We start from the raw sequence: 23,594 nt of genomic DNA on the forward strand, positions 1-23,594 counted from the left end.
AAATTAATCAATTTTGTTATCTTGCTTTAGCCATTATTCAAATTCATTGCTCCATGTTCAGATTAATGTTAACGGTTTCAATTCTCGCAAGCACTGTTTTAGGTTATTTTATTAATCAGAACCCAATCACCCCTACCAACAACAAAACGGATTGCATCGGTAAAAAAGATCTTATAACAGGCAAGGTAATTTATACCAGTTATGATGTCCCCGCCACAAATGAAGGAGGCCAGGCAAAACTTTATCGCGCAATGATTAATGTAAGATTAGATTCTATTCCAAGTCGTGCATCAACCCAGTTCATGGTATCTTTTTTAGTTGATGCAGATGGCCGCATCTCCAGAGAAAGGGTAGTAAAAGATGAAGTTGGTAAAGTTGGCGAGCAGATGTTAAAGATTGCTAAATCATTTAAATGGACACCAGCAATGTGTAATGGTAAAAAAGTGGCCACAATAACCACGCTTTCCTCACGGATTTGTTTACTGTAGCTAGCTATTACTTACAGTATTTGGCCAGATAGTCATCCGCCTTTTTGCTCCCCATGTATTTAACAAAAAGAAAGTCTTCGCAGGCCCCTTGCTTATCGCCTTGTTTTATCTTTTTTAAACCCATTTTAATGCGGTCGTCGAGATATTCATCGTCAATGCCTAATTGGCTTTTAATCGCCATAATCTGGATTTCCTGTCCCGGCTTGGCCTGATCGATATTTTTATAGAAATTGATAACCGAATTGGTTAAACCTTCTTCAGCCTGATAATTGCGAATGGCTTCCTGAATATCTTCATTTGATTTACCTTCGCAATTGTAGCCTGAAAGCCTGAAATTAACTGGCGCAACAATCGAAACGGTCGTATCATAACCTGCAGGCACCTGCCATTTGCCACTGCTTAATCGCACCAAGCGTAAGGCCTCTTCATCCAAATCGGACAGGATTCCTTTACTTATTTTCGAAAAATATACTTTCCCTTTCTCATCCAGTTTAAAACTTACATTCACAGTTCCCTGAATGCAGTTGTCTTTCGAAAATTGCGGATAAATAGTATTATCTCTCAGGAAATTGGTGAAACCGCTTTTACCCGATTTAAATTGCACCTGGGCCATGCCCAACGAACAGCAGAAAAACAAGCAAATAATGAACAGGTATTTCATAAGACTAATTTACTAAAAAAAGCTGAAAGCATGAGACGGACTTAGTTTATACAGCAAGGCTAATATTAACCACCGAGGCACAGAAAACACAGAAGTATAAGCGCCCATGAAAATAAGAGCAGCCTGCTGGCAAGACATAAGATCAACAATCCATGCCTTCCGTGAATCCGTGGCCAGAAACATAGATTTCTCTGCTAGGCTCGAAATGACGATTGCCTAAAAACCGCTCTGTGTGCTCAGTGCCTTTCTTTGTGTACGCTGTGGTTAAAAATCTTTGCGTTAAGAAAAAGTAGATCTCAAAATAAGCTCCGGATCAGGGCAGTTAGCCAGATACTTTTCCCTTTCGCTAAACTTACACACCCCCGGGTAATCGCCCTTTAAGCCTTGCATATCTTTTATCAGTTGAAAATGAAGATGTGGTGGCCAGCAACCGTTTTCATCCTTGTTGCCAAGCTCGGCGAATTTCGTTCCGGCTTTAATAAACATTCCCTCGTCCAGGTGGTTTAAAGAATTGAGACTCAGGTGACCATAAAGTGCATTGAATTTATACCCTGCAATATCATAAGCTAAAATAATGGTTGCACCGTAATCTCCAAAGTTATTGTTATTGGCAAAGCTCTGAACAGTTGCATCGTAGAAATTGTATATCGGCGTTGCGGCCGGAGCCCAAACATCTACTCCCAAATGCAGCCTCCGGGGTTCTTCGCCGGTATCAAAATGTGCACTGCGCGAATATATGGTGCGGTGTTCATTATAACCACCAATGCCGTACCTCGTGTTATTTAGCTTAAGTTTTTCTTCAATCCAAGCCGTGAACCGATCAATATTATCTAAAATATCGTTACTAAGTTCGGTATTGGCAGCGGTAAAATCCAGGGCTAAAAGTTGATCAAGTGCCGGATCGAAATCCACAACCCTGTGGATCAAGTCACGGTTGGCTGCAATTACCTGTTCAAGCATATGCATCAGAAAGTTTACTTAAAAATATAAACGTAATTGTAAATGTAGTGCGATAACGCTCCGCCAATTACAAACAAATGCCAAAGTTCATGACTGTGCATCCACTTAGATAATTGTTTGTCTTTTGCATAATAGTAAGTGCCGCCAATGTAAAAAATACCGCCTAAAAGCAGCCAACCTACGGCACCAATGGGCAGTGTACCCAACATTTTTTGAAGTAAAGGTACAATTAAACAACCCATTAAAATATAGATTGATAAAGACATGGCTGTGGATTTTAACCGGTTAAAGATTTTTAGCAGACAGCCTACAATGGCAATAATCCACACAATAGCGAAAAGGCTCCAGCTTAACCAGTCATCAAAAACCAGTAAAGCTGTTGGGCTGTAAGAGCCAGCTATCATAAGGTAAATACAGCAATGGTCGAATTTCTGCCAAAACCGCACACCGTACTCCGTTGTCGGGTAACCGTGATACATCGCACTTACCCCGAATAGAATAAAAGTACCGATACTATAAATCCAGGCGGCAGTATGTTCAATTGGCGTATTGCATTTCTGAAGCAAAAAGTACCCTGCCGGAATTGCAATCAAAGCCGGTATAAAGTGTGTGAAGAAATTAACAGGTTCCCTTAGCTTCCTCACAGAAAATTATTCGCTGTCTTCGTCCTTTTGTCTGGGTTCTTTTGCAATCTTATCAAAAAGATGATCCATACGCTCTACGTATTCGTTGGTATCATCTACAAAGAAAGTCAGTTCGGGTACAACCCTTACCTGATGGCGGATTCTGCTACCCAGTTTATATCTGATCTCACCCGCATGTGCATTAACGGTATTGATAGAAAGCGTGGTATTATTGGTATTAAAAAAGCTCAGGTAAACCTTTGCCACTGCCAAATCGGGCGAAACCCTTACGCGGGTAATGGTAACCAATGTATTTGGCAAAAATGAAGCCCCTTCGCGCTGAAAAACCTGTGCTAACTCCTCTTGTAATACTCCTGCAAATTTCTGCTGACGTTTACTTTCCATATTGTATTTGTCTATCGTTATTGCGCTTTTACGAACCAAACCATACAGGTTTTTAAAACCCGCAAGGTTTATTTTGTCCACCGCAATGACGGGGTTTTATCTAATAAAGTAAATTGCTATCGTAAGGGTATCTCGCCACATGCGCAGCTTTAACCTTATCATACAATAACGTTTTAAATTCTTCTATATTCTCTTTTTGTGTGGCTGAAATAAACAGCACCGGCACTTTGCCATGGCTCATCCAGCTGTTTTTAAAATCTTCAAGCGTCAGTTTCCCATCTTCATCACCCTCCTCTACCTCTGGCGAAACATAGGCATCAATTTTATTAAAAACCAGGATCATGTCTTTATCAATTGCGCCAATATCTTTTAAAGTTTCGTTAACCGTATTGATCTGATCTTCGAAATTTGGATGCGAAACATCTACCACATGAACCAACAAATCGGCTTCCCTAACTTCATCCAATGTAGATTTGAAACATTCTACCAAATGGTGAGGAAGTTTGCGGATAAATCCAACCGTATCAGATAACAGGAAAGGCAGGTTCTCGATCACAACTTTACGAACAGTCGTATCTAAAGTAGCAAACAGTTTATTCTCTGCAAATACTTCCGATTTCGAGAGCATGTTCATGATGGTCGACTTACCTACGTTGGTGTAACCTACCAAAGCCACCCTAATCAACTGACCACGGTTTTTGCGCTGCGTTTCATTCTGCCTGTCGATATTTCTAAGGCGTTCTTTTAATAAAGAGATTTTATTTAAAATGATCCTTCTGTCGCTTTCAATCTGGGTTTCACCCGGCCCACGCATCCCGATACCACCTTTCTGGCGCTCCAAGTGCGTCCACATACCTGTTAGGCGTGGCAATACGTATTGTAACTGGGCCAGCTCTACTTGTGTTTTGGCCTGAGCAGTTTGAGCCCTGTTGGCAAAAATATCGAGAATTAAATTGCTGCGATCTAATACTTTAACCCCTAACTCGCGGTCTATGTTGCGTAGTTGCGATGGCGATAATTCATCATCGAACACTACAGTATCAATTTCTTCTGATTTTACATACGCTTTAATTTCTTCCAGCTTACCGGTGCCCACAAAAGTGGCACGCTCTGGCTTAAGCATTTTTTGCGTAAAAACCTTCTCCACCTTCCCACCGGCTGTATCTACCAAAAAGGCCAGCTCATCTAAATATTCTTTGGTTTGGGCTTCCTTTTCGCCGGGAGTAACCACCCCCACTAAAATTGCCCGTTCCTGCACAACGGCAGTATCATAAAATTTTTGTTTTCCCATGTAATTGATACAAAGATACAAAATTTGCAAACGTGTAAATCCATTAACAAACCATGTGGATGCAATAAAAGTTTTTAACGCAATGAAATGGAAAAGTAACCCACTGAAAGTTGCTTTAGCTCTTCCAAACCTCAGGGGTTTTAAAAATCTGTGAGGTTTATAATCCGACTACAAATTGCTGAATGGCAAGACCTGGATTATCGGTTTTCATAAAGTTTTCGCCAATTAAGAAACCATTAAAACCAGCTGTTTTCAATTCTTTAATGGTTTCTGTATTGCTGATGGCACTTTCGGAGATTTTTAAAAACTCATTCGGAATCTTATTCACCAAATCGAACGAGGTTTGGATATCAACTGTAAAATCGGCCAGGTTCCGGTTGTTTACCCCAATTGCATCTAAATTAGGCGAAATACTTCTTTCCAACTCTTCGAGATTATGCACTTCTAAAAGCACATTTAAACCCAAATCATGAGCAAACTTGCCAAAATCATTAATCTGTTGCGGCGTTAAAATCGAGGCAATTAATAAAATAATATCTGCTCCCCAGGCTTTAGCTTCAAGGATCTGATATTCATCAATCATGAAATCTTTTCTCAGAATCGGGATATTGTTTGCTGCCCGTGCTGCAACAAGATCTGCTGTTTTACCGCCGAAAAAATCAACATCGGTTAGTACTGAAAGAGCCGATGCACCTGCATTGTTGTAAGCCTGCGTAACTTCAGCTACATCAGCCACTCCGTTAATTAATCCTTTTGAGGGCGAACTGCGTTTAAACTCGGCAATAATACCAGTACGATCTTCGGCCAGCAAGAACTCTTTAAAAATATAAGGGGTTCGGTTAAAATGTACCGATTTTTCTAAATCCTGCATCGAAACTAGTGCTTTAGCAGCTGCGATTTCTTCTCTTTTACGAAGTACGATTTTATCTAAAATATTCATTTTTTTCTAATCCGTATTGCTGATCCGATAGCTATCGGATTTGTTTCAGCACCTAAAATTTAATTAATTCCAGTCAATTGATATCCTGAAGAAAGTTCAGGATGACGACCGGTGAATAGACGCTAGGGGTTCGGGGCTGTTAACCAATTTTCCATCATCTGTTTGCCATACTCTGTAAGCACGCTTTCGGGGTGGAATTGCACACCACGCACATCAAGCGTTTCGTGCCTTAAGGCCATAATTTCATTCTTATGGTCGCGGGCCGTAATTTTTAAGCATGTAGGAAAGTTCTCTTTACTTACTACCCAGCTGTGGTAACGCCCAACATTTATCGTTTGCGGGCATTCCCAGAACAATGGCTCATCGCCATCTACTACAGTAACCGGAGTAGCAATTCCGTGCATTGGCCTGCCCAGGTTAAGTAAGGTACCACCAAAAACTTCGGCAATGGCTTGCTGTCCTAAACAAACACCAAAAATACTTTTGGTTGAGGCATAAGTTTTAATTACATCTAAAAGTAAACCAGCCTCTTCAGGGATGCCCGGTCCTGGTGAAAGTAAAATTTTATTGTATTTATCTACATCTGCTAAATCGAATTTATCATTTCTCCATACTTCGGCCTCATAACCAACTTCGTTAATTAAGTGAACCAAATTATAGGTAAAACTGTCGTAATTATCGATTACCAGAACTTTATTATTTGTTTCCATTTTCAATATTCCAATTTTTTATTTCCTCACTGATAAAATAGTTTACCAGATCTCTGTATACTTTTTCAATAATATCGGGGTTCAAACCAGCTGCATCCGCCCAATCCCGTCTTTGTAAAAGCATATTTTTAAATCTTTCGGGAGCTTTAACAGCCTCTTCGTTTACTTTAAATTTTGAAGCTGCTTTTACATATTTAAATCTTTCCCCGATCAATTGAATAACCTGCTGGTCGATAGCATCAATAGCAGACCGGATTTCATTTATATCTTTACAGCTTTCTGGCGAATCTATCATTTTTGCCCTGGCTAAATACTCACTGCCATCTCTATTGCTTTACGCAATGCGGCAATTTTATTGTTTACTTCCTGCATTTCGGTTTCAGGTACCGAATCGGCCACAATACCTGCTCCTGCCCGGTAATGCAGTTCGTTATTCTTACTCATGAAAGTCCTGATCATGATCGCATGGTTAAAATCTTCGTTAAAGCCCATAAAGCCAATTGCGCCGGCGTAGAAATTACGGCCAAGCTTTTCATTTTCATCGATCAACTGCATGGCTTTATATTTCGGCGCTCCACTTAGCGTACCCGCAGGGTAAGTATCGGCCACCACCTTAAAGGCACTTACGTTTTCCTGCAAATGACCGCTAACCTTGCTTACCAAATGGATCAGGTGCGAATAGTATTGTACTTCTTTAAACGATTTTACCTCTACCCGGTTACAATGCCTGCTCAAATCATTCCGGGCCAAATCAACCAGCATCACATGCTCAGCACTTTCTTTCGGATCTTGTTCTAACTTTCTGGCTTGTTCAGCATCTTCAACGTCATTACCACTTCGTTTAAAGGTACCGGCAATGGGAAAAATATTAGCAGAATTGTTTTTAATGGTAATCTGTGCTTCTGGCGACGAGCCAAAAAGCTTGAAATTACCGTAATCGAAATAAAACAAATAAGGCGATGGGTTTATAGAACGCAGGCAACGGTAAACGTTAAATTCATCTCCCGAAAAAGCTTGTTTAAAAGCGCGTGATGGCACAATTTGAAAAACATCACCACGGTAAATATGTTTTTGCAGTTTTTCTACCAGATCCATAAAACCCTGATCGGTCAGGTTTGAAGATTCTTCACCTCTGGTCTGAAATTTATATTCGGGATAGTTTTTGTTCTGGATTAGGTATTCCATTTTCTCCAGGCCACCTTCTTCTTCACCTTCGAAAGTATTTTTGAAAAGGGTAATTTCATTTTTAAAATGGTCGATAGCAATAATATACCGGTAAAGGTGATATTGCATTTCGGGGATTTCCTCTCCTTCCGGCGTTTCAGAAACAAATTTGATATCTTCAAAATGCTGCACGGCATTCCAGGTAAAATAACCAAACAGGCCGCTCGAAATGAATTTGATTTCAGGCAGTTCTGTTTCTTTAAACTTATCCTTAAAATCGGCAATTTCATCAATCAGGTTCTTGCTTTCGGTAATTTCAACAACTCCATCAGGAAAATAGGTTTCCAGTCGTGAACCTTTTAAAATGATACCAGCAACAGGATCCGCGCATACAAAACTCATCGAGTTTTCGCGACTGTGATAATCCGAACTCTCCAGTAAAATGCTGTTTGGATATACATCGCGCAGGCGCAAATAAATGCTTACTGGTGTGGTGGTATCGGCAAGTAGTTTTTTGTAAGTTGTATTTATTTTATACATGATTTTACAGTGTGGTTATTGCTTCGTGCATTGCAACAACGGTTAAATTATTTTTTTTAACAATAAAAAGCCCGGCGTGTGGTTCTACGCCGGGCTTTAATGGTTCTTTAATAAGGTTTAGGTTGATAAACTATATTTTTTTCATACGCAGCCAGCGCAATCCGTTTTCGAATTACTTTGCCAAAGCCATGTGTGTATATTGTTGATCATGAGCCACAAAAATATAAAGAATTTTGAAAAAGCGAAATATTTATAAAAATAATTGAGCAAACGGTTAATTATTTTGAGAGAATGATACTTTATAAGCCTAATCATTTTAACCGCAAAGGTCGCTAAGGGAGGCGCAAAGTAGGCAAAGGTTAATCATTCAACATTTAAGAAATGTAAGGGAATATAAGTGGTAAGCTATCTGCGAGCAAATCAGCGAAATCTGCGGGAACCTACTTCAAGTTGTCATCCTGAGCGCAGCGAAGGATCTCTAACATAGCAAAGATTATTGTTCACATATGGAGCTCTTCTCTTTCAGATGCTTCATTGCATCGAGTATGACAGCTTAACAAAAACGGAGTGATTTACTTTAAAGATTTCTTGGCTACGTTGCACTTCGCTCGAAATGACGGTGCTTTTAAAACAAAAAATCCCGCTCTTATAAAGCAGGATTCTATATTAATTCGCAAAAAATATCTTATTAAGAAACTCCAAAAAACGATCTTCCGGGAACTGCTTTAACCATCAATAAAATAGCCACAATAATCAGAATCAGGGCCAAACTGAAAAACACAGCAATGGTGCGGTGTTTGGCAACAGAGTCTGCTACTTTTTTCGATCTGGCATTACCTACCGTAATCAAAATGATTGCAATAATCATCATAGCAGTATGCTCTGCTTTAAAATACCTTCCAACAGCCTCGCTCATTGGCAATTTTGTTAAAGGGCTTAAAAAGTACAACACCAAGCCAATCAACAATTGGATATGTGCACTAATCAAAGTAAATACATTTAGTTTGCGGTTACCTTCTGTGTATGTTTTATTCCCAAACCAGCCCGATAATGCATTTATTACCGCGATAACCAATAAAATTAATACGATGTAGCGCCATCCGGAGTGCGCAGATTTTAAGATATTGTACATTTTTCTAAAATATGTTTAATCAAAAGTAGGCATTAATTGTAAAAAATAGGTTATTCTGCAAAATGAACGCTTATTTATATTAGTTTTAAACAAATTAAAATCTAAACTTATTATGAAGAAAATTTTACTCGCCCTTGGGTTGGTATTTTCTGCTACATTTCTGTTTGCACAGCAAACAACCTTCCCTGTTAACGGCTCTTTTGATACCAGACCTGGAATGTTTGCCTTTACCAACGCAACTATAGTAGTAAATGCCAATCAAACCTTAACAAATGCTACCCTTTTAATTAAAGGACAAACTATTCAGGCTGTTGGAGCCGGCTTAGCCGTGCCTAAAGGTTATGTGGTGGTCGATTTGAAAGGAAAATTTATTTATCCATCGCTGGTAGATGCCTTTACCAGCTACGGCATTAGTGAAACGCCAGCCGCGCAACGTGGTTTTGGCGGTCAGCGCCAATCTATTTTTGTTTCGACTAAAAAAGGGGCGTACGGTTGGAACGAAGCCATCAGACCAGAAACTTACGTCAAAAATATTTTCTCAACCGATAGCAAAAAAGCCGACGAGTTGCGTAAAGTAGGTTTTGGAAGTGTAAATGTAATTAACCGTGATGGTATTGCCCGTGGTGTTTCGGCAGCAGTAACCTTAAACGAAGGTGCCGATAACAATGTAATCCTGAAAGATCAAACCGCAGCCAATTATTCATTCAACAAGGGTACATCATCAAACGATTACCCAACTTCGTTAATGGGTTCGATTGCTTTATTGCGCCAAACTTATTACGATGCCCAATGGTATGGCAAACAAAAAGATGAGTACAATATCTCCTTAGATGAATTCGGCAAACAACAAGCTATCCCACAAATTTTTGAGGTAGATGGCTGGCAAAATATTCTCCGCGCCAATAAAATAGGCAAGGAATTTGGCAAGAGTTATATCATCAAATCTACGGGCGATGAATATCAGCGCATTAACGAAGTTAAGGCTACAGGGGCAAGTTTAATTATCCCTTTAACTTTCCCCAAAGCTTACGATGTGGAAGATCCTGCCGAGGCCAGAAATGTGAGTTTATCGCAAATGAAAGGCTGGGAGCTGGCACCTACCAATCCGGCAGCATTAGAAAAAGCAGGGATTAAATTTGCTTTAACCACTTTTGGATTAGAAAACAGCCGCGACTTTTGGGCGAACATCCGCACCGCCATCGAAAACGGTTTAACCGAAAAGCAGGCCTTACAATCGGTAACAGAAGTACCAGCTTCCCTACTGGGTATTAGCGACAAAGTAGGCTCACTCGAAAAAGGAAAAGTGGCCAACTTTTTAATCTCATCCGATAACCTGTTTAAAAACACCAATATTATCTTCGAAAACTGGGTGCAGGGCAAACGTTTCATTGTAAACAAAATGGATGTGAGCGATGTGCGTGGCACTTACAACCTCAATGTTGATGGTGTTGGTGCATTAACCCTTAAAATTACAGGTACAGGCGGTGGTTCGGCCGCAGCCATTGAAAGAACTGGTGCTGATAGCGTAAAAACCACTGCAACCTTTACCAGAAATGGCGACTGGGTAAGCATTAACTTCAATTTAAAGAAAAACCCTAAAGGCGATATTCGCTTAAGTGGTTACATTACTTCGGCCAATCCCATTACCATAAAAGGCGAATCGGCACTGGCCGATGGTACTACAGGCAAGTTTACCGCAACCTATAAAGAAGCGGCAAAAGAAACGCCTAAAAAGGACGAGCCTAAATCAACATTAGCCATTGGCCCGATAATTTATCCTTTTACTGCATTTGGCGCAACAGAGCTGCCTAAACAAGAAACAGTATTGATTAAAAATGGCACCGTTTGGACGAATGAGAAAGATGGCATTCTGCAAAATGCTGATGTACTTTTAGAAAACGGAAAAATTAAGGCCGTAGGTAAAAACCTATCGGCAAACGGAGCTAAAGTAATTGATGCTACTGGCAAACACATTACTGCTGGTATTATTGATGAGCATTCGCACATTGCAGGTGCGGGAGGTATCAACGAAGGGGCACAATCGGTTTCAGCCGAAGTACGCATTGCCGATATCATTAACTCAGAAGATGTAAATATTTATCGCCAGTTAGCCGGTGGAGTAACTACTTCGCACATTCTGCACGGCTCGGCAAACCCGGTTGGTGGCCAGTCGCAATTGATTAAACTGCGCTGGGGTAAATCGCCTGAGGAATTGAAATTTGTAGGTGCTGATGGTTTCATCAAATTCGCACTCGGCGAAAACGTGAAACAAAGTAACTTTGGTACAGGTGCACGTTTCCCGGTTACCCGCATGGGTGTTGAGCAAACTTTTGTTGATGAATTTACCCGCGCAAAAGAATATGCCAAAGCCCTTTCGGTAAAAGGTAACAGCGTACGCCGCGATTTAGAATTAGATGCTATTGTAGAAATTTTAAACAACAAGCGTTTTATTACCTGTCACTCTTATGTGCAGAGCGAAATCAACATGCTTATTCACGTAGCCGATAGCTTAGGTTTTAAAATCAACACTTTTACGCACATTTTAGAGGGCTATAAAGTGGCCGATAAAATGAAGGCACATGGTATAGCAGGTTCTACTTTCTCTGATTGGTGGGCTTATAAAAACGAGGTTGCTGAGGCAATCCCATACAATGGAAAAATTATGCACAATGTAGGTGTTACCACTGCCTTTAACTCTGATGATGCCGAGATGGCCCGTCACTTAAACCAGGAGGCTGGAAAATCGGTATTATACGGTAATGTGCCTGAAGAGGATGCTTTAAAATTCGTAACCTTAAATCCAGCCAGAATGCTTCACATTGATGATAAAGTGGGCAGTTTAAAAGCTGGTAAAGATGCCGATGTGGTGATTTGGACGGCCAATCCACTTTCTATTTATGCCAAAGCAGAAAAAACCTTTGTTGATGGCGTTGCTTATTGGGATCTTGATAAAGATGCACAGGTGATTAAAGCCCAACAGGTAGAAAAAGCCCGTTTGATCCAAAAAATGTTAGAAAGCAAAAGCAAAGGTGGCCGCACACAACGCCCAATGGGTGATGCACCACGCCTTTACAATTGCGAAACCTTAGAAAACTATTCAGCAGAATTAACCGAGAAAGAACATGCACACTAAACAATATTTATTCAGTCTGGCTTTATCGGCAACAAGTCTGATGTGCTTTGCCCAGGCCAACATTTCGCCTGCAAAAAAACAAAGCAAAACCATTGCCATTACAGGTGCTACGGTGCACGTTGGCAATGGAACCATAATCGAAAATGGCACCATTCTTTTTGGCAATGGAAAAATTATTTCGGTTACAGCCAATGGGCAGGTACCGCAGGATGATGTAATGCGCATTGTAGCTACGGATAAACACATTTATCCCGGTTTTATTGCCGCAACCACCAACCTTGGTTTAACAGAAATTGAAGCAGTAAAGGCTACCTTGGATTTTGAAGAGATTGGCGATTACAATTCGCACATCCGTTCTATTGTGGCCTACAATACTGATTCAAAGGTTCCCGCAACTTTACGTAGTAATGGTATTTTAATGGCACAGCCAACCCCGCAAGGCGGTACCGTTTCAGGAAGTTCATCAGTAGTACAGCTCGATGCATGGAACTGGGAAGATGCCGCATTAAAAACCGACGATGCCATGCACATGACCTGGCCGGTTACCCCACGTTTTAGAGGTGGCTTTGGTGGTTTCGGCCGTCCCCAGCAATCGCCCGAAGCTTTAGCAGAAAGAACTCAGGCAGCCATTGCACAGTTAACCTCTTTCTTTGCCGAAGCTAAAGCCTATGCTGAAATCAGCAAGCCCGAAGTAATCAACACCCGTTTCGAAGCCATGAAAAAGGTTTTTAAAGGCGATGAAAAATTATTTATTGCAGCCGATAGTCAGAAAGATATTGTTGCTGCAGTAAATTTTGCCAAAAAATTCGGCATTACCCCGGTTATTACCGGTGCTGATGAAGCTTATCTGGTAATCGATTTCTTAAAAGACAACAACATCACCTTAATAGTTAAGCAGCCTCATGCCTTGCCCAACAATAATGATGACGATGTTAACATGCCTTATAAAAACGCAGCCGTACTGGCCAATGCAGGTTTAAATGTGGTATTAAGTATAGATGGTTACTGGCAACAACGCAACCTGCCTTTTATGGCCGGTACTGTTACTGCCTGGGGATTGGATAAGGAAAAAGCCTTATCTACCATTACTTTAAATGCTGCTAAAGCTATGGGGGTTGATAAAACCACTGGCAGTATCGAAACCGGCAAAGATGCCACTTTCTTTATTTCTGCCGGCGATGCATTGGATATGCGTACCAACAAAGTTGAGCAGGCTTTTATTCAGGGCAGGGATATTAACCTCGATAACCTACACAAACAGCTGGACAAGAAATTTAGCGATAAATATACAGCGGATAAGAAATAGCAATTGTTGGGTTAACTGGTTAATTGTTTAAATCGGTTAATTGTTGGATTGCTGCATAGCAAACTGCCTATTATTAACTGCCAATTGCTAACTGAAAACTGTGCATACAGTTAACTGTAACTGTTAGTACCCAAAAATACAACGGCCGATATTCATTTATCGGCCGTTTTTTGTTTGAGCAGTGTTTGGTCCTCGTTTGTAACGAGGATGAGTGAAATATGCTCCAATGCAGGGATTAATTGTTGATCGGGCAGCCTTTCTAATTTAGTGGCCGATGTTCTAAGCGCATCAAACAGTATAGTATCCCCAATTTCCAAAGCATGGATTTGGGCCAGGCCAGAGTATTTAACCGCACGGCCAATAGCTGAGCTTGCTGCCTGATATTTTGTTGCCGTAGCTCCGGTGCTTTTTACGCCGGCGCTATTGATGGCTGCATTAATGCTTTTCACATCCTCCTCAATTTCGTCAACAATTTTACTGAATACGGCCTGCTCAGACCAGATTGATTTGTTTGCATGCAATACCTAAAATGTTACATTAGCCATTGTTAGGTAATTCTCTTCTTTTTGTGTCATGTTTTGTTTGTAGATAAATCTTATTAATGTTTTTTTATTGATCAATGTGTTGTTCAAAAGCCACACACCAATGTTTTTATGCAAGAGTTATATGTTTCATTGTCATAGTCGATTGTTTGTACTGCAGCCTGCTTTGCTAACCTACCAGCACTAATTGTTTTGCTTCCACCATGCTATGCTGGGCTTCCAGTATTAATTGTTTCGTTGCAGTAGTCAATTGGTCATCACACACATTGTTAAATTTCGCTGCCACTGAGGATTGGTCAGCAGCAAGCATTAAAAAATATAAAATACCATGCTGAAGCTTTTATACCTCTGCATTATCATTGTGGGATGTTGGGCTTTGAGAGCCCTTTTTAGGGTGGGTTTTAGGCCATAAAGGGCCTGGGAAGGAAACGTTGCCTTGTGCCATTAACAAATTTATATGGCTTATCAGCAGATAACTAAATTAATAATTATTAATAAAAAATAAAAGCAATTAAAAATTTTCAGCGTCCAATACACTGCAAAAAGAAACTCAGCTAACATTAGTTTAACACCAGCCCCCCTTACTTAATTGGCCTGATGTATTTATTTTAACAATTGCCTTAAAACCTAACTATTCCTAAACCATTTCATAATGTAGAATCCAATTCTGCTTAATACTACATTAACATCTTTGTCATCATAAAAAATCAGAAACTAATCATGATGACCTGCGTGGCAGATAAATAACGCCTGGCAGACATCCAATTCTTAAAAAAACGATGATGAAAAATTTACTTATTGCAGTGTTGCTGCTGCTGTGTTGTACCCATAATGCAGTGCTGGCGCAAACCACACAGGCATCTATTTCAGGTATCATTACCGATCAGCAAAAGAAACCTATTCCTGGAGTTTCGGTACAGATCAGAAACAACTCTACTGGTTTTACCACCAGAACCTCAACCAATGCACAGGGCGAGTACACTTTTAAAGAACTTCCTTTAGGTGGTCCTTATACTGTAAAGGCCATTTATATCGGCTATGCTGAGCAAAACAGAACAGGCTACATGTTAAATCAAGGTGATGCCGTACGTGTTGCCATTAACATGCAAGAAAGCGCCCAGATGCTTGATGGAGTAGAAGTTAATGGATCTTCATTAAAAAATAAGGTTCAGCAATTTGGTGCCTCTACAGAGATTTCGTCGAAAACCATGAATTTATTGCCGGTAAATGGCCGTAACTTTTCAAGCTTAACAGATTTATCTCCTTTGGCTGGTCCGGGTGGTATTTCTGGTCAGTTAGGTTCTTCTACCAACTTCACCATTGATGGTATGACCGCCAAAAACCCAACTTCGGCAGGTAGTACAACCAGTCGTAGTGGTGCACCATACTCCATTTCTATTGAAAGTGTTAGGGAATTTAAAGTAGTAACCAATCAGTACGACGTAAGTTTAGGCCGTTCTGGTGGCGGTACAATCAGTGCTGTAACTAAATCTGGTACAAATCAAATTACAGGTAGTGCTTTTGCTTATAACCGGGCCGATTTCCTTGCGAGTAAGTATGACATCAGAGGCAACAGAAGAACTAATGATTTTTCAACTTATCAGTATGGTTTTAGCTTAGGCGGCCCGATCATTAAAGATAAATTACATTATTTTGCAGCTTGGGATCACCAAAGAGATTCGCGTCCATTAATTATTGCTGATATTAACTCGGATGCGGATGTTGCCCGTTTCAACATTACAAATGCCACATTAAATAATTTCTTAGCTGTTGCAAGATCAAAATATGGTGTAGCCAACACGCCACAATTTGGTTCTTTCGATAAAAAGCGGGGAACTGATGCCGGTTTCTTACGTTTGGATTGGCAAATTGATGAAAAGAATTTATTAACGGTTAGGGATAACTATACCAACGATAGAAATCCGCTGGGATTGGCGGATAATACGGCTATCAACTTTTATGAAAGTTACGGTAATGATAAAAACGTTGATAATAGTTTATTGGCTACCTTACGTTCAACCATTAGTAGCAAAGTTACCAATGAATTAAAATTGCAGCATTTGTACACCTACCAGGCCAGTACGCAAAATGATGAATTAGGTTTTGCTATACCAAGAGCGGTAGTTTCTAACTTACAATCTACTACCCCAGCTGGCAATTTATTAACAGCTGTTCAAATTGGTGGTCACCGCTTCGGACAAGAAGGCTTTACCAATAACGTTTTCCAATTGGTAGATAACTTATATTATAACACAGATAAAATTAAATACACTTTTGGTGTAGATATCATGTACACCCATGCAAAATCATTGTATGGCAGTGAAGTAAATGGTCGTTTTACGTTTAACAGATCAGGCACTGGAGCAACCGATCCAACCGCGCTACAAAACTTCGATAATTTATTACCAATCAGTTATTACAGAGAAGTTCCGTTAGTTGCTGATCCAACTGTTGTAGGCAAGTTATGGAATACTGCAATTTACGGCCAGATGCAAACCAAACTAGGTAAAGGCTTAGACTTTACAGGTGGTTTACGTTTAGATTATAGCAAGTACCCAACATCACCATTAAATCAACAATTATTTGATGCTATCGGTGTAAGAACAGATCATGAGTTAAAACAATTTTTAATTCAGCCCCGTATCCAGTTTAACTGGGATGTTAATGAAAACCATACCGACTACCTTCGCTTAGGGGCAGGTATTTTCGGATCGGATGTTAACAACTATGTAACCATTAACAACTTAACATTTGATGGTAAACATTTAGCTACAGTTGATGTTACTGGCACGGGCGTACCAACTCCAAACTTTATCGGCTATAGAAACGGAACCGCTACAGCACCAACCCTACCTGCATTACAAATCCCTACCATAAACACCTATGCTGATGATGCGAAAGTACCAGTGGTTTATAAAGCCAACCTATCATACAACAAATTGATAAATGATAAAATACGAATAGGTATTACGGGTTATGCAACTTTAGCACGTAACAACTATATGTATGTGGATCGGAATATGGTTGCCAATCCTTTCTTCACCTTATCAAATGAAGGAAACAGGGGAGTATTTGTACCATCAAGCTCAATTAATACAGGTAATGGCAATACAGATTGGAAATTGGGCCGTTTAACCAATCAATTTGGCCGTGTACTGGAATTGAATAGCAAAGGTAAAGTAAATCAATTTGCTGTTGTTATAGATGGTACCTGGAAATACTTTAAAGATGGAGAAATTACGGCAAGCTTTACCTGGAATGATACTAAAGACAACACATCTTATAACGGTAATGTGGCCAACTCAGCTACCTTATCATTGCCTGTGATTGATGACCCAAGAAACTTAAGTAAAATGAGTTATTCGAATGGTCAATTTAGAAACAAGGTAGTAGTATACGGCACATTACCATCATTCTATGGTATTAAAGCCGGAATTCGTTATTCGGGTATTGGCGGCACCAGATATAGTTTACTATCGGGAGGAAATACCAATGGTGATTTCGTGGCAACAAATGATTTAGCCTATATCTTCGACAGATCAAATACCAATGTACCAGCTGCACTTAGAACTGGTTTACAAACCTTATTGGATAATGGCGCTGCAAGCCAGAGTTTGAAAGATTATATCACTAAGTATGAAGGTACCTTTGCTGAGCGTAATGGTGGTATAAATGGTTTCTATGGTACAATTGATTTAAGATTAGCTTATCAGATTAAATTCGGACGTGGTCAAAAACAAAGCATTGAAATTTCTGGCGATTTGTTTAACGTAGCCAATTTGTTTAAGAAAACCTGGGGTACTTCAGAAACTTTAGGTACGCAGGCATTATATGCGGTTACAGGTTTTGATGCGGCTACTTCTAATTACAACTACCGCGTAAACAATACCGGTATCGTTATACCAACAGGTAATCCTTGGCAGGCCCAAATCGGTTTACGCTACGGTTTCTAAACTACATTTAGCTAAGTTTCTTAGCTTAAAGTCATAAAAAAGGGGAATGGATTTTTATCCGTTCCCTTTTTTTATGTTTGTATATAAAACAACAAAACTTAATGGGATTATTACTCAACTACCTGAAAAGCCACAAATGGATTGTGGCCTTAGCGTTATTGCTTGCAGGTTTAAATATTGGCTTTTCTTTAATGGATCCGCTTATTACCGGAAAAATTCTAGATCGCTTCATCAACAAAAAAAACACCTTAACTTATGCCGAATACCTTTGGGGTTCAGTAGGGTTAATCGGCCTCGCTATCGGAGCAGCAATGGTATCGCGCATTGCCAAGAACTTTCAGGATTACTTTACCAGCGTTATTGTACAAAAGGTTGGTGCAAAAATGTATGCCGATGGTTTGCAACACTCGCTAAAACTACCTTACCAGGTTTTCGAAGATCAGCGCAGTGGCGAAACTTTAGGTATTTTACAAAAAGTACGTTTAGATTCTGAGAAGTTTATCACCGCATTTATCAGTATCCTTTTTGTAAGCTTAATCGGAATGGTGTTCGTAATTGTGTACTCATTTACGGTAAGCTACAAAGTTACCCTGGTTTATTTTTCGGCTATCCCGATTATCAGTTTCGTAAGCTGGTTCTTAAGCCGTAAAATCAAAACCATTCAGCGTGCCATTGTGGGCGAAACCACTGCTTTAGCTGGCTCTACTACCGAATCGTTAAGAAACATTGAACTGGTTAAAAGTTTAGGCCTGGCCGACCAGGAAATCGAAAGACTTAACAAAACCACTTACAAAATACTTGGGCTAGAACTCAAAAAAGTAAAGTACGTACGCAGTATGAGCTTTGTTCAGGGCACTACGGTAAACCTGGTACGTAGTACCATGGTGCTGGTGCTGTTGTTACTTATTTTCGACAACACCATTTCTGCCGGACAATATTTAACGTTTTTATTTTATTCGTTCTTTCTTTTCGGGCCGCTACAGGAATTGGGCAATGTAATTTTAGCCTGGAGAGAAGCTGAAGTTTCGCTGGGTAATTTTAAAAAGATTTTAAGTACACCTATTGATAAGAAACCCGAAAACCCAACTTCGATTCAAAAAATTAAAGATTTAACTTTTAATGCGGTTGGTTTTAAGCATCAAACGGCAAACAGAAATGCTTTAGAAAACATTTCTTTCAAAACCCACAACGGCCAAACCATTGCTTTTGTTGGTCCGTCGGGCTCCGGAAAAACGACTTTAGTAAAACTATTGGTTGGGCTATACCCGGCAAAAGAGGGTGAAATTTTATACAATGGCATTTCAAGCAACAAAATTGATTTAGATGCCTTACGCGAAAAAATCGGCTTTGTAACTCAGGACACACAACTGTTCTCGGGTACAATAAGGGAAAACCTGTTATTTGTAAACCCTATGGCAACTGATGAGGAATGTTATAAAGTTTTAAATCAGGCCGCTTGTCAAACATTACTGGCACGTGCCGATAAAGGTTTAGATTCGTTAATTGGCGAAGGTGGCGTAAAGGTTTCTGGTGGAGAAAAACAGCGTTTATCCATTGCGCGGGCACTGTTGCGTCAACCTGATATTCTGGTGTTTGATGAAGCAACTTCATCTTTGGATTCAATTACCGAAGAAGAAATTACCAAAACTATCCGCTCAGTTTCCGATTTAACAGATCACATTACCATTTTAATTGCCCACCGTTTATCGACCATTAAACATGCCGACCAGATTTACGTATTAGAAAAAGGCCACATTATTGAGCAGGGCAGGCACGAAGAACTAATTGCACAAAATGGCTTGTACCAGGCCATGTGGCGCCAACAAATTGGCGAAAGAGTTGTTGAAGCTTAAGGTAATAAATGTTTTAAAATGTTATTAGCAGAAATCAGTAGTAACCAGGTGGCCTTATTTATAATTTTACCGGCCATTTTATGGCTGGCATTAATATTGGTAGCCCTTTATCATATATCCAGAAACAGTGCAATGGGTTTTAGCGTCAAGGTGTTGTGGTTTATCATTATCCTGTTGGCTCCATTTTTGGGCTCGCTTATTTACCTCATGTGGGGCAAGAATAAGAAGTTTTGAAAAAGTGTAATTTTTGATAACACATTGAAAAGGTCCGTATTTCCACGGACCTTTTGTTTTTTATCGATTTGATTTATTTTTTGCCACAGATAAACGTGGATTTACATCATGCTGTCCTTTTCATCGCCGTCATCTCGACCGGAACATAATGGAGTGGAGAGATCTATCTCGAGGTAGATTTCTCAACTTCGTTCGAAATGACGGTAACTTTTAGGAGTTATTTAAGAAAACGTCTTTGTTAATCATTTTGATTTTTATGCAGTAAATTAATCCTCTACTGCCATGGTTCGTGTCCACACGAACCATTTTACATGTCATTAAACAACTTTTGTAGTCTGTTCGTTAATATCCTGCAAACTTAACTTCGTTAACGATTTTGTTTTTAACCAGGTAATACCAGCAATAGCCAAAGTCATACTTCCGCCAAAAACCACGGAAGGGATTGTTCTCATTAATTTCGCTGTTAGCCCTGATTCAAATGCGCCAATTTCATTTGACGATCCAATAAACATGCTATTTACAGCCGATACGCGACCACGCATTTCATCAGGTGTTAGCAATTGCATAATGGTTGATCTGATGATTACACTTACACTATCAAATGAGCCTTCTAAGAATAAAAAGAACAAGGTAAGGTAGAAGTTTTTAGATAAACTCCAGCAAATAATGCTGATTCCGAAACCTGTTACGGCGATTAACAAATTTCGCCACGGCTTATTCATGGGTGAAAAACGGGTCATTGCAAGCATGGTAAATACCGAACCTGCTGAAACTGCTGCGCGCATAAAGCCTAAACCTTCAGGTCCAACCTTTAAAATATCGTTGGCAAATACAGGTAATATGGCAACAGCGCCACCAAAAAACACAGAAAAGAGATCCAGACTCATGGCCCAAACCATCATTTTGGTTTTAAACACAAAATTTATCCCTTTCAGTAAGCTTTCCTTAATATTTTCTTTCGGCACAAATTGGGGAGGATGCACTTTTAAAAAGAAGATGCAAATCAAGGCAGTAAACACGAATGAAATAATCACAAGATAAGTAACCGTGATACCAAAAAAACCGTAAATCATTCCCCCTAAAGCTGGCCCTAAAATAGAAGCCATCTGCCAACTCGAACTGCTCCATGTACTTGCATTTGGATATAACTCTTTTGGTAAGATCTGAGCCATCAAAGAAAATGTAGCAGGGCCGAAAAAACCACGGGATATTCCCATCCCGAATACAAGCACATACATAATTAAGGCAATAAGGTTTACCTTCAAATTAAATAAGGTAAAAATGATATCGAATTGTTGCAACTTAAACTGAGGAAGTGTTACCAGCAGCATAATTAACGTACAAAGAAATACCCCACCAAATATCTTGAGCAGCAGTCCTCTTTTTTCGCTTTTATCAGCTACATAACCTCCATAAAGCGCTATTCCAATTGCTGGAATGGCTTCACACAAACCTACAAAACCCAAAGCCAATGGATCTTTGGTAATGTGATAAATATAGATTCCAAGAACTACAGCCTGCATTTGATAGGCAAAAGTAAAGAAAAAACGCATGCCCAGGTAAGAGCGGAACTCTCTATAACGAAGTGCTGCGTAAGCATCTGGTTTTACAATAACCGAATTGGGGTCTGAATCTGCCACAGAAAAAAGTTTATCTGCAAAACTACGCGATGAAAATTTAAATCTGCCACCTGCTTTAAATTTTATGGAACCTCTTTTTTATTTATGAAATTATAATGGCATAAACAATAAAACCCGATGAGTATGATACTCATCGGGCTTCTTTTACTAAAAGAACTTAATAACCTGGGTTTTGCTCCAGCAGATTATTCTTGTTTATTTCGTCCCGGCTAAATGGTCTGAAATAAAGTTTATTGTCCCAGCTTCTGTTTTCCTGTGCATTCTCTTCTACCGGGCTATAGGTATAATCGTAAACAGTATTATCATAATGGTAAGGGGCCGACATGGTTTTGCCTGGCTTAAATTTACCGGTAACTTTAATGTAAGTAACTTTTCTACCTAGTGTTTCGCCTGCAATTAACCACCTGCGGGTATCGTGGTAACGTTGTTCCTCATAAGCCATCTCAATACGGCGTTCATGGCGGTATACTTCTCTCAAACCAGCCTGATCAGTAGCCGTAACAGCTGGCATCCCTGCTCTAAAGCGGATTTTATTTAACCAGTTTGTGGCATTTGTTAATTCACCCAACTCAATGCTGGCTTCAATATAATTAAATGCTGCTTCGGTGTATCTAAAAAATGGCCATGGAATAGTTTGAGGTGCAGAGGCATCAACAATAGTTGGATCCGGATCGATAAATTTATGGTAGTAATAACCTGTCCAGCTGCCGTTCCAGTTTTCGATAGAGCTTCCTCTCGTATCTAGTCCTTTAAAGTCCGTTACACTTCCGTTACTCAACAAATCATATATGCCCGTCTGGATCTGACTGGCTGGATCAACATTTCCTGATGCTTTATCACGAGGCTTCCATCCTGCACCATCATACAAAATAGTAGCATAAAAACGTGGATCTCTGTTTTGATATGGGTTAGCTTTCTGCGTAGCGTTAGCCCAGCTAAACTTGCTCCCGTCATTCATTTCATAATCATCTACCAACAAACCTATTGGCGTATTACCCGCCCAATTGTGGTAACCATTTGGCCCGTTTTGCTGTGCATGCCTGTTGTTGCTCTGGGTAATAAAATAACGGGCAAAAATCAATTCGGAAGCTGCAGCAGCATCAATACCCTGTGCTTTACTTCCCCCTCCCATGGCAATACTTTTAAAGTTCGCTTGTCCATCTGCAAATGATTCGCGAGCTAAAAGCGTAAACTTATAGCCTTTATTAGCATCTAAAACTGCTTTTGCAGCTGTTTGAGCCAGTTTATAACGATCTGTTTGATTACCTGAGGCATAAGAAAGAAAATCTAATTTCTGGGCTGGTATTCCGGTAATTTTCGCGGTAAGTTTAGCCCGGTCGTGCAAGTCACTTGCGGCATAAATCAACACCCTCGATTTAAGGGCCAAAGCAGCAAGTGCACTGGTACGTCCCTTATCCAGTGTTTTACCCGTTAATAACCTATTGGCTTCCTCGCAATCTTTAATAATAAAGTTTACGCACTCTTCGTAAGTATTACGCTTTACATTGTAATTATCGTCGAGCACATAAGTTTTTGTGATTAATGGTACCGCACCGTAATATCGCAAGAGCTGCTGATAAAAATAAGCCCTTAAAAAATAGGCTTCGCCTAGTAACTGGTCTTTTAAAGATTGACTTGTAAGCGAATTATCACCTCCTGTTATCTTTTCGATTGTGATATTACAAGCCCTGATACGGTTATACATTTGCTTATAAGCCCAGGTATCATCTACCCAACCTAGGGTTGAAGGGTTGATTGTAGCGTTATTCACCAAATCTATTCCCCTGGTAGGGTGTGTAAACATGGCTTCATCCGAAACAGATGCCAGCATCTGCTCAGAAAAACCGCCGTTTCCCAAACCATTATAAATATCGTTAACAAACGCCTGTGCAGTTGCAGGATCTTTCCATACCGATTCGGCTGGTACCTGGCTAGGTGAATCTACGTTCAAAAAATCTTTTTTACATGCAAACGCAAAAAGGCTGACTAAAACCAGTAGATACAAGTTTCTATTTTGAA

General features: G+C 39.9%; 19 protein-coding genes. 6 read left to right on the forward strand and 13 right to left on the reverse strand.

Annotated elements, in window-relative coordinates:
• Nucleotides 1–53 precede the first annotated feature (53 nt).
• The gene (locus tag DBR40_RS02045) at nucleotides 54–488 is read left to right on the forward strand and encodes an energy transducer TonB (protein WP_124558137.1); all 435 of its coding nucleotides are present in this window, start codon (nucleotides 54–56) and stop codon (nucleotides 486–488) included.
• 7 nt (nucleotides 489–495) lie between these two features.
• Here the strand turns inward: DBR40_RS02045 and DBR40_RS02050 are convergent, their stop codons facing one another.
• The 10 genes from DBR40_RS02050 to DBR40_RS02095 all read right to left on the reverse strand — a co-directional run bounded on the left by DBR40_RS02050 (nucleotide 496) and on the right by DBR40_RS02095 (nucleotide 8,914).
• The gene (locus DBR40_RS02050) at nucleotides 496–1,149 is read right to left on the reverse strand and encodes an energy transducer TonB (RefSeq protein ID WP_124558138.1); all 654 of its coding nucleotides are present in this window, start codon (nucleotides 1,147–1,149) and stop codon (nucleotides 496–498) included.
• Nucleotides 1,150–1,428: 279 nt separating this feature from the next.
• Nucleotides 1,429–2,109, reverse strand: coding sequence for a peptidoglycan DD-metalloendopeptidase family protein (locus tag DBR40_RS02055; RefSeq protein WP_233603762.1), 681 nt, complete (start codon nucleotides 2,107–2,109; stop codon nucleotides 1,429–1,431).
• 14 nt (nucleotides 2,110–2,123) lie between these two features.
• Nucleotides 2,124–2,753, reverse strand: coding sequence for a PAQR family membrane homeostasis protein TrhA (gene trhA / locus DBR40_RS02060; RefSeq protein ID WP_124558140.1), 630 nt, complete (start codon nucleotides 2,751–2,753; stop codon nucleotides 2,124–2,126).
• A gap of 6 nt (nucleotides 2,754–2,759) precedes the next feature.
• The gene (gene rbfA, locus DBR40_RS02065; RefSeq protein ID WP_039472670.1) at nucleotides 2,760–3,137 is read right to left on the reverse strand and encodes a 30S ribosome-binding factor RbfA; all 378 of its coding nucleotides are present in this window, start codon (nucleotides 3,135–3,137) and stop codon (nucleotides 2,760–2,762) included.
• A 100-nt stretch (nucleotides 3,138–3,237) separates the two neighbouring features.
• On the reverse strand, nucleotides 3,238–4,428 hold the full coding sequence (gene hflX, locus DBR40_RS02070; RefSeq protein ID WP_124558141.1) for a GTPase HflX: 1,191 nt from the start codon (nucleotides 4,426–4,428) through the stop codon (nucleotides 3,238–3,240).
• A gap of 157 nt (nucleotides 4,429–4,585) precedes the next feature.
• Nucleotides 4,586–5,368, reverse strand: coding sequence for an indole-3-glycerol phosphate synthase TrpC (trpC, locus tag DBR40_RS02075; protein ID WP_124558142.1), 783 nt, complete (start codon nucleotides 5,366–5,368; stop codon nucleotides 4,586–4,588).
• Between the two features lie 122 nt (nucleotides 5,369–5,490).
• Nucleotides 5,491–6,078: an anthranilate synthase component II gene (locus tag DBR40_RS02080; RefSeq protein WP_124558143.1), complete on the reverse strand. Its 588-nt coding sequence runs from the start codon at nucleotides 6,076–6,078 to the stop codon at nucleotides 5,491–5,493.
• On the reverse strand, nucleotides 6,065–6,373 hold the full coding sequence (locus DBR40_RS02085) for an isochorismate lyase (protein ID WP_124558144.1): 309 nt from the start codon (nucleotides 6,371–6,373) through the stop codon (nucleotides 6,065–6,067). Before DBR40_RS02085 ends, DBR40_RS02080 begins: the two co-directional genes overlap by 14 nt.
• Nucleotides 6,374–6,384: 11 nt before the next feature.
• Nucleotides 6,385–7,782, reverse strand: coding sequence for an anthranilate synthase component I family protein (locus DBR40_RS02090; RefSeq protein ID WP_199748254.1), 1,398 nt, complete (start codon nucleotides 7,780–7,782; stop codon nucleotides 6,385–6,387).
• Between the two features lie 688 nt (nucleotides 7,783–8,470).
• Nucleotides 8,471–8,914: a cytochrome B gene (locus tag DBR40_RS02095; protein ID WP_124558146.1), complete on the reverse strand. Its 444-nt coding sequence runs from the start codon at nucleotides 8,912–8,914 to the stop codon at nucleotides 8,471–8,473.
• 112 nt (nucleotides 8,915–9,026) lie between these two features.
• On the opposite strand from DBR40_RS02095, the gene DBR40_RS02100 reads away from it, so the two are divergent.
• Together DBR40_RS02100 and DBR40_RS02105 are read left to right on the forward strand one after the other, a co-directional pair.
• Nucleotides 9,027–12,047 (forward strand): amidohydrolase family protein, encoded by a 3,021-nt coding sequence (locus tag DBR40_RS02100; protein WP_124558147.1) that lies wholly within the window; start codon nucleotides 9,027–9,029, stop codon nucleotides 12,045–12,047.
• Nucleotides 12,037–13,353: an amidohydrolase family protein gene (locus tag DBR40_RS02105; protein ID WP_124558148.1), complete on the forward strand. Its 1,317-nt coding sequence runs from the start codon at nucleotides 12,037–12,039 to the stop codon at nucleotides 13,351–13,353. Before DBR40_RS02100 ends, DBR40_RS02105 begins: the two co-directional genes overlap by 11 nt.
• A gap of 152 nt (nucleotides 13,354–13,505) precedes the next feature.
• On the opposite strand, the gene DBR40_RS02110 is transcribed toward DBR40_RS02105, so the two are convergent.
• Entirely contained in the window at nucleotides 13,506–13,874 is a 369-nt protein-coding gene (locus DBR40_RS02110) for a hypothetical protein (RefSeq protein ID WP_124558149.1), read from the reverse strand.
• Between the two features lie 803 nt (nucleotides 13,875–14,677).
• On the opposite strand from DBR40_RS02110, the gene DBR40_RS02115 reads away from it, so the two are divergent.
• The 3 genes from DBR40_RS02115 to DBR40_RS02125 all read left to right on the forward strand — a co-directional run bounded on the left by DBR40_RS02115 (nucleotide 14,678) and on the right by DBR40_RS02125 (nucleotide 19,935).
• A complete protein-coding gene (locus DBR40_RS02115) occupies nucleotides 14,678–17,848 on the forward strand; it encodes a TonB-dependent receptor (protein ID WP_199748255.1) in 3,171 nt (1,056 codons plus the stop codon).
• A gap of 101 nt (nucleotides 17,849–17,949) precedes the next feature.
• On the forward strand, nucleotides 17,950–19,701 hold the full coding sequence (locus tag DBR40_RS02120; RefSeq protein ID WP_124558151.1) for an ABC transporter ATP-binding protein: 1,752 nt from the start codon (nucleotides 17,950–17,952) through the stop codon (nucleotides 19,699–19,701).
• 18 nt (nucleotides 19,702–19,719) lie between these two features.
• The gene (locus DBR40_RS02125) at nucleotides 19,720–19,935 is read left to right on the forward strand and encodes a PLDc N-terminal domain-containing protein (RefSeq protein WP_124558152.1); all 216 of its coding nucleotides are present in this window, start codon (nucleotides 19,720–19,722) and stop codon (nucleotides 19,933–19,935) included.
• Between the two features lie 317 nt (nucleotides 19,936–20,252).
• On the opposite strand, the gene DBR40_RS02130 is transcribed toward DBR40_RS02125, so the two are convergent.
• Nucleotides 20,253–21,575, reverse strand: coding sequence for an MFS transporter (locus DBR40_RS02130; protein ID WP_233603763.1), 1,323 nt, complete (start codon nucleotides 21,573–21,575; stop codon nucleotides 20,253–20,255).
• 157 nt (nucleotides 21,576–21,732) lie between these two features.
• The gene (locus DBR40_RS02135) at nucleotides 21,733–23,526 is read right to left on the reverse strand and encodes a RagB/SusD family nutrient uptake outer membrane protein (RefSeq protein ID WP_233603764.1); all 1,794 of its coding nucleotides are present in this window, start codon (nucleotides 23,524–23,526) and stop codon (nucleotides 21,733–21,735) included.
• Between the last annotated feature and the right edge of the window lie 68 nt (nucleotides 23,527–23,594).

The organism is Pedobacter sp. KBW01 (assembly GCF_003852395.1).
In the GTDB taxonomy this organism is placed as follows: Bacteria; Bacteroidota; Bacteroidia; order Sphingobacteriales; family Sphingobacteriaceae; genus Pedobacter.

What these genes read in the sequence shown, in the direction of transcription:
- DBR40_RS02100 (WP_124558147.1), top strand. Translation starts at nt 9,027, where the DNA reads ATGAAGAAAATTTTACTCGCCCTTGGGTTGGTATTTTCTGCTACATTT.
- DBR40_RS02115 (WP_199748255.1), top strand. Translation starts at nt 14,678, where the DNA reads ATGAAAAATTTACTTATTGCAGTGTTGCTGCTGCTGTGTTGTACCCAT.
- DBR40_RS02050 (WP_124558138.1), bottom strand. Translation starts at nt 1,149, where the DNA reads ATGAAATACCTGTTCATTATTTGCTTGTTTTTCTGCTGTTCGTTGGGC.
- DBR40_RS02080 (WP_124558143.1), bottom strand. Translation starts at nt 6,078, where the DNA reads ATGGAAACAAATAATAAAGTTCTGGTAATCGATAATTACGACAGTTTT.
- DBR40_RS02125 (WP_124558152.1), top strand. Translation starts at nt 19,720, where the DNA reads ATGTTATTAGCAGAAATCAGTAGTAACCAGGTGGCCTTATTTATAATT.
- DBR40_RS02090 (WP_199748254.1), bottom strand. Translation starts at nt 7,782, where the DNA reads ATGTATAAAATAAATACAACTTACAAAAAACTACTTGCCGATACCACC.
- hflX (WP_124558141.1), bottom strand. Translation starts at nt 4,428, where the DNA reads ATGGGAAAACAAAAATTTTATGATACTGCCGTTGTGCAGGAACGGGCA.
- DBR40_RS02095 (WP_124558146.1), bottom strand. Translation starts at nt 8,914, where the DNA reads ATGTACAATATCTTAAAATCTGCGCACTCCGGATGGCGCTACATCGTA.
- rbfA (WP_039472670.1), bottom strand. Translation starts at nt 3,137, where the DNA reads ATGGAAAGTAAACGTCAGCAGAAATTTGCAGGAGTATTACAAGAGGAG.
- DBR40_RS02120 (WP_124558151.1), top strand. Translation starts at nt 17,950, where the DNA reads ATGGGATTATTACTCAACTACCTGAAAAGCCACAAATGGATTGTGGCC.
- DBR40_RS02045 (WP_124558137.1), top strand. Translation starts at nt 54, where the DNA reads ATGTTCAGATTAATGTTAACGGTTTCAATTCTCGCAAGCACTGTTTTA.
- DBR40_RS02055 (WP_233603762.1), bottom strand. Translation starts at nt 2,109, where the DNA reads ATGCTTGAACAGGTAATTGCAGCCAACCGTGACTTGATCCACAGGGTT.
- DBR40_RS02085 (WP_124558144.1), bottom strand. Translation starts at nt 6,373, where the DNA reads ATGATAGATTCGCCAGAAAGCTGTAAAGATATAAATGAAATCCGGTCT.
- trpC (WP_124558142.1), bottom strand. Translation starts at nt 5,368, where the DNA reads ATGAATATTTTAGATAAAATCGTACTTCGTAAAAGAGAAGAAATCGCA.
- DBR40_RS02105 (WP_124558148.1), top strand. Translation starts at nt 12,037, where the DNA reads ATGCACACTAAACAATATTTATTCAGTCTGGCTTTATCGGCAACAAGT.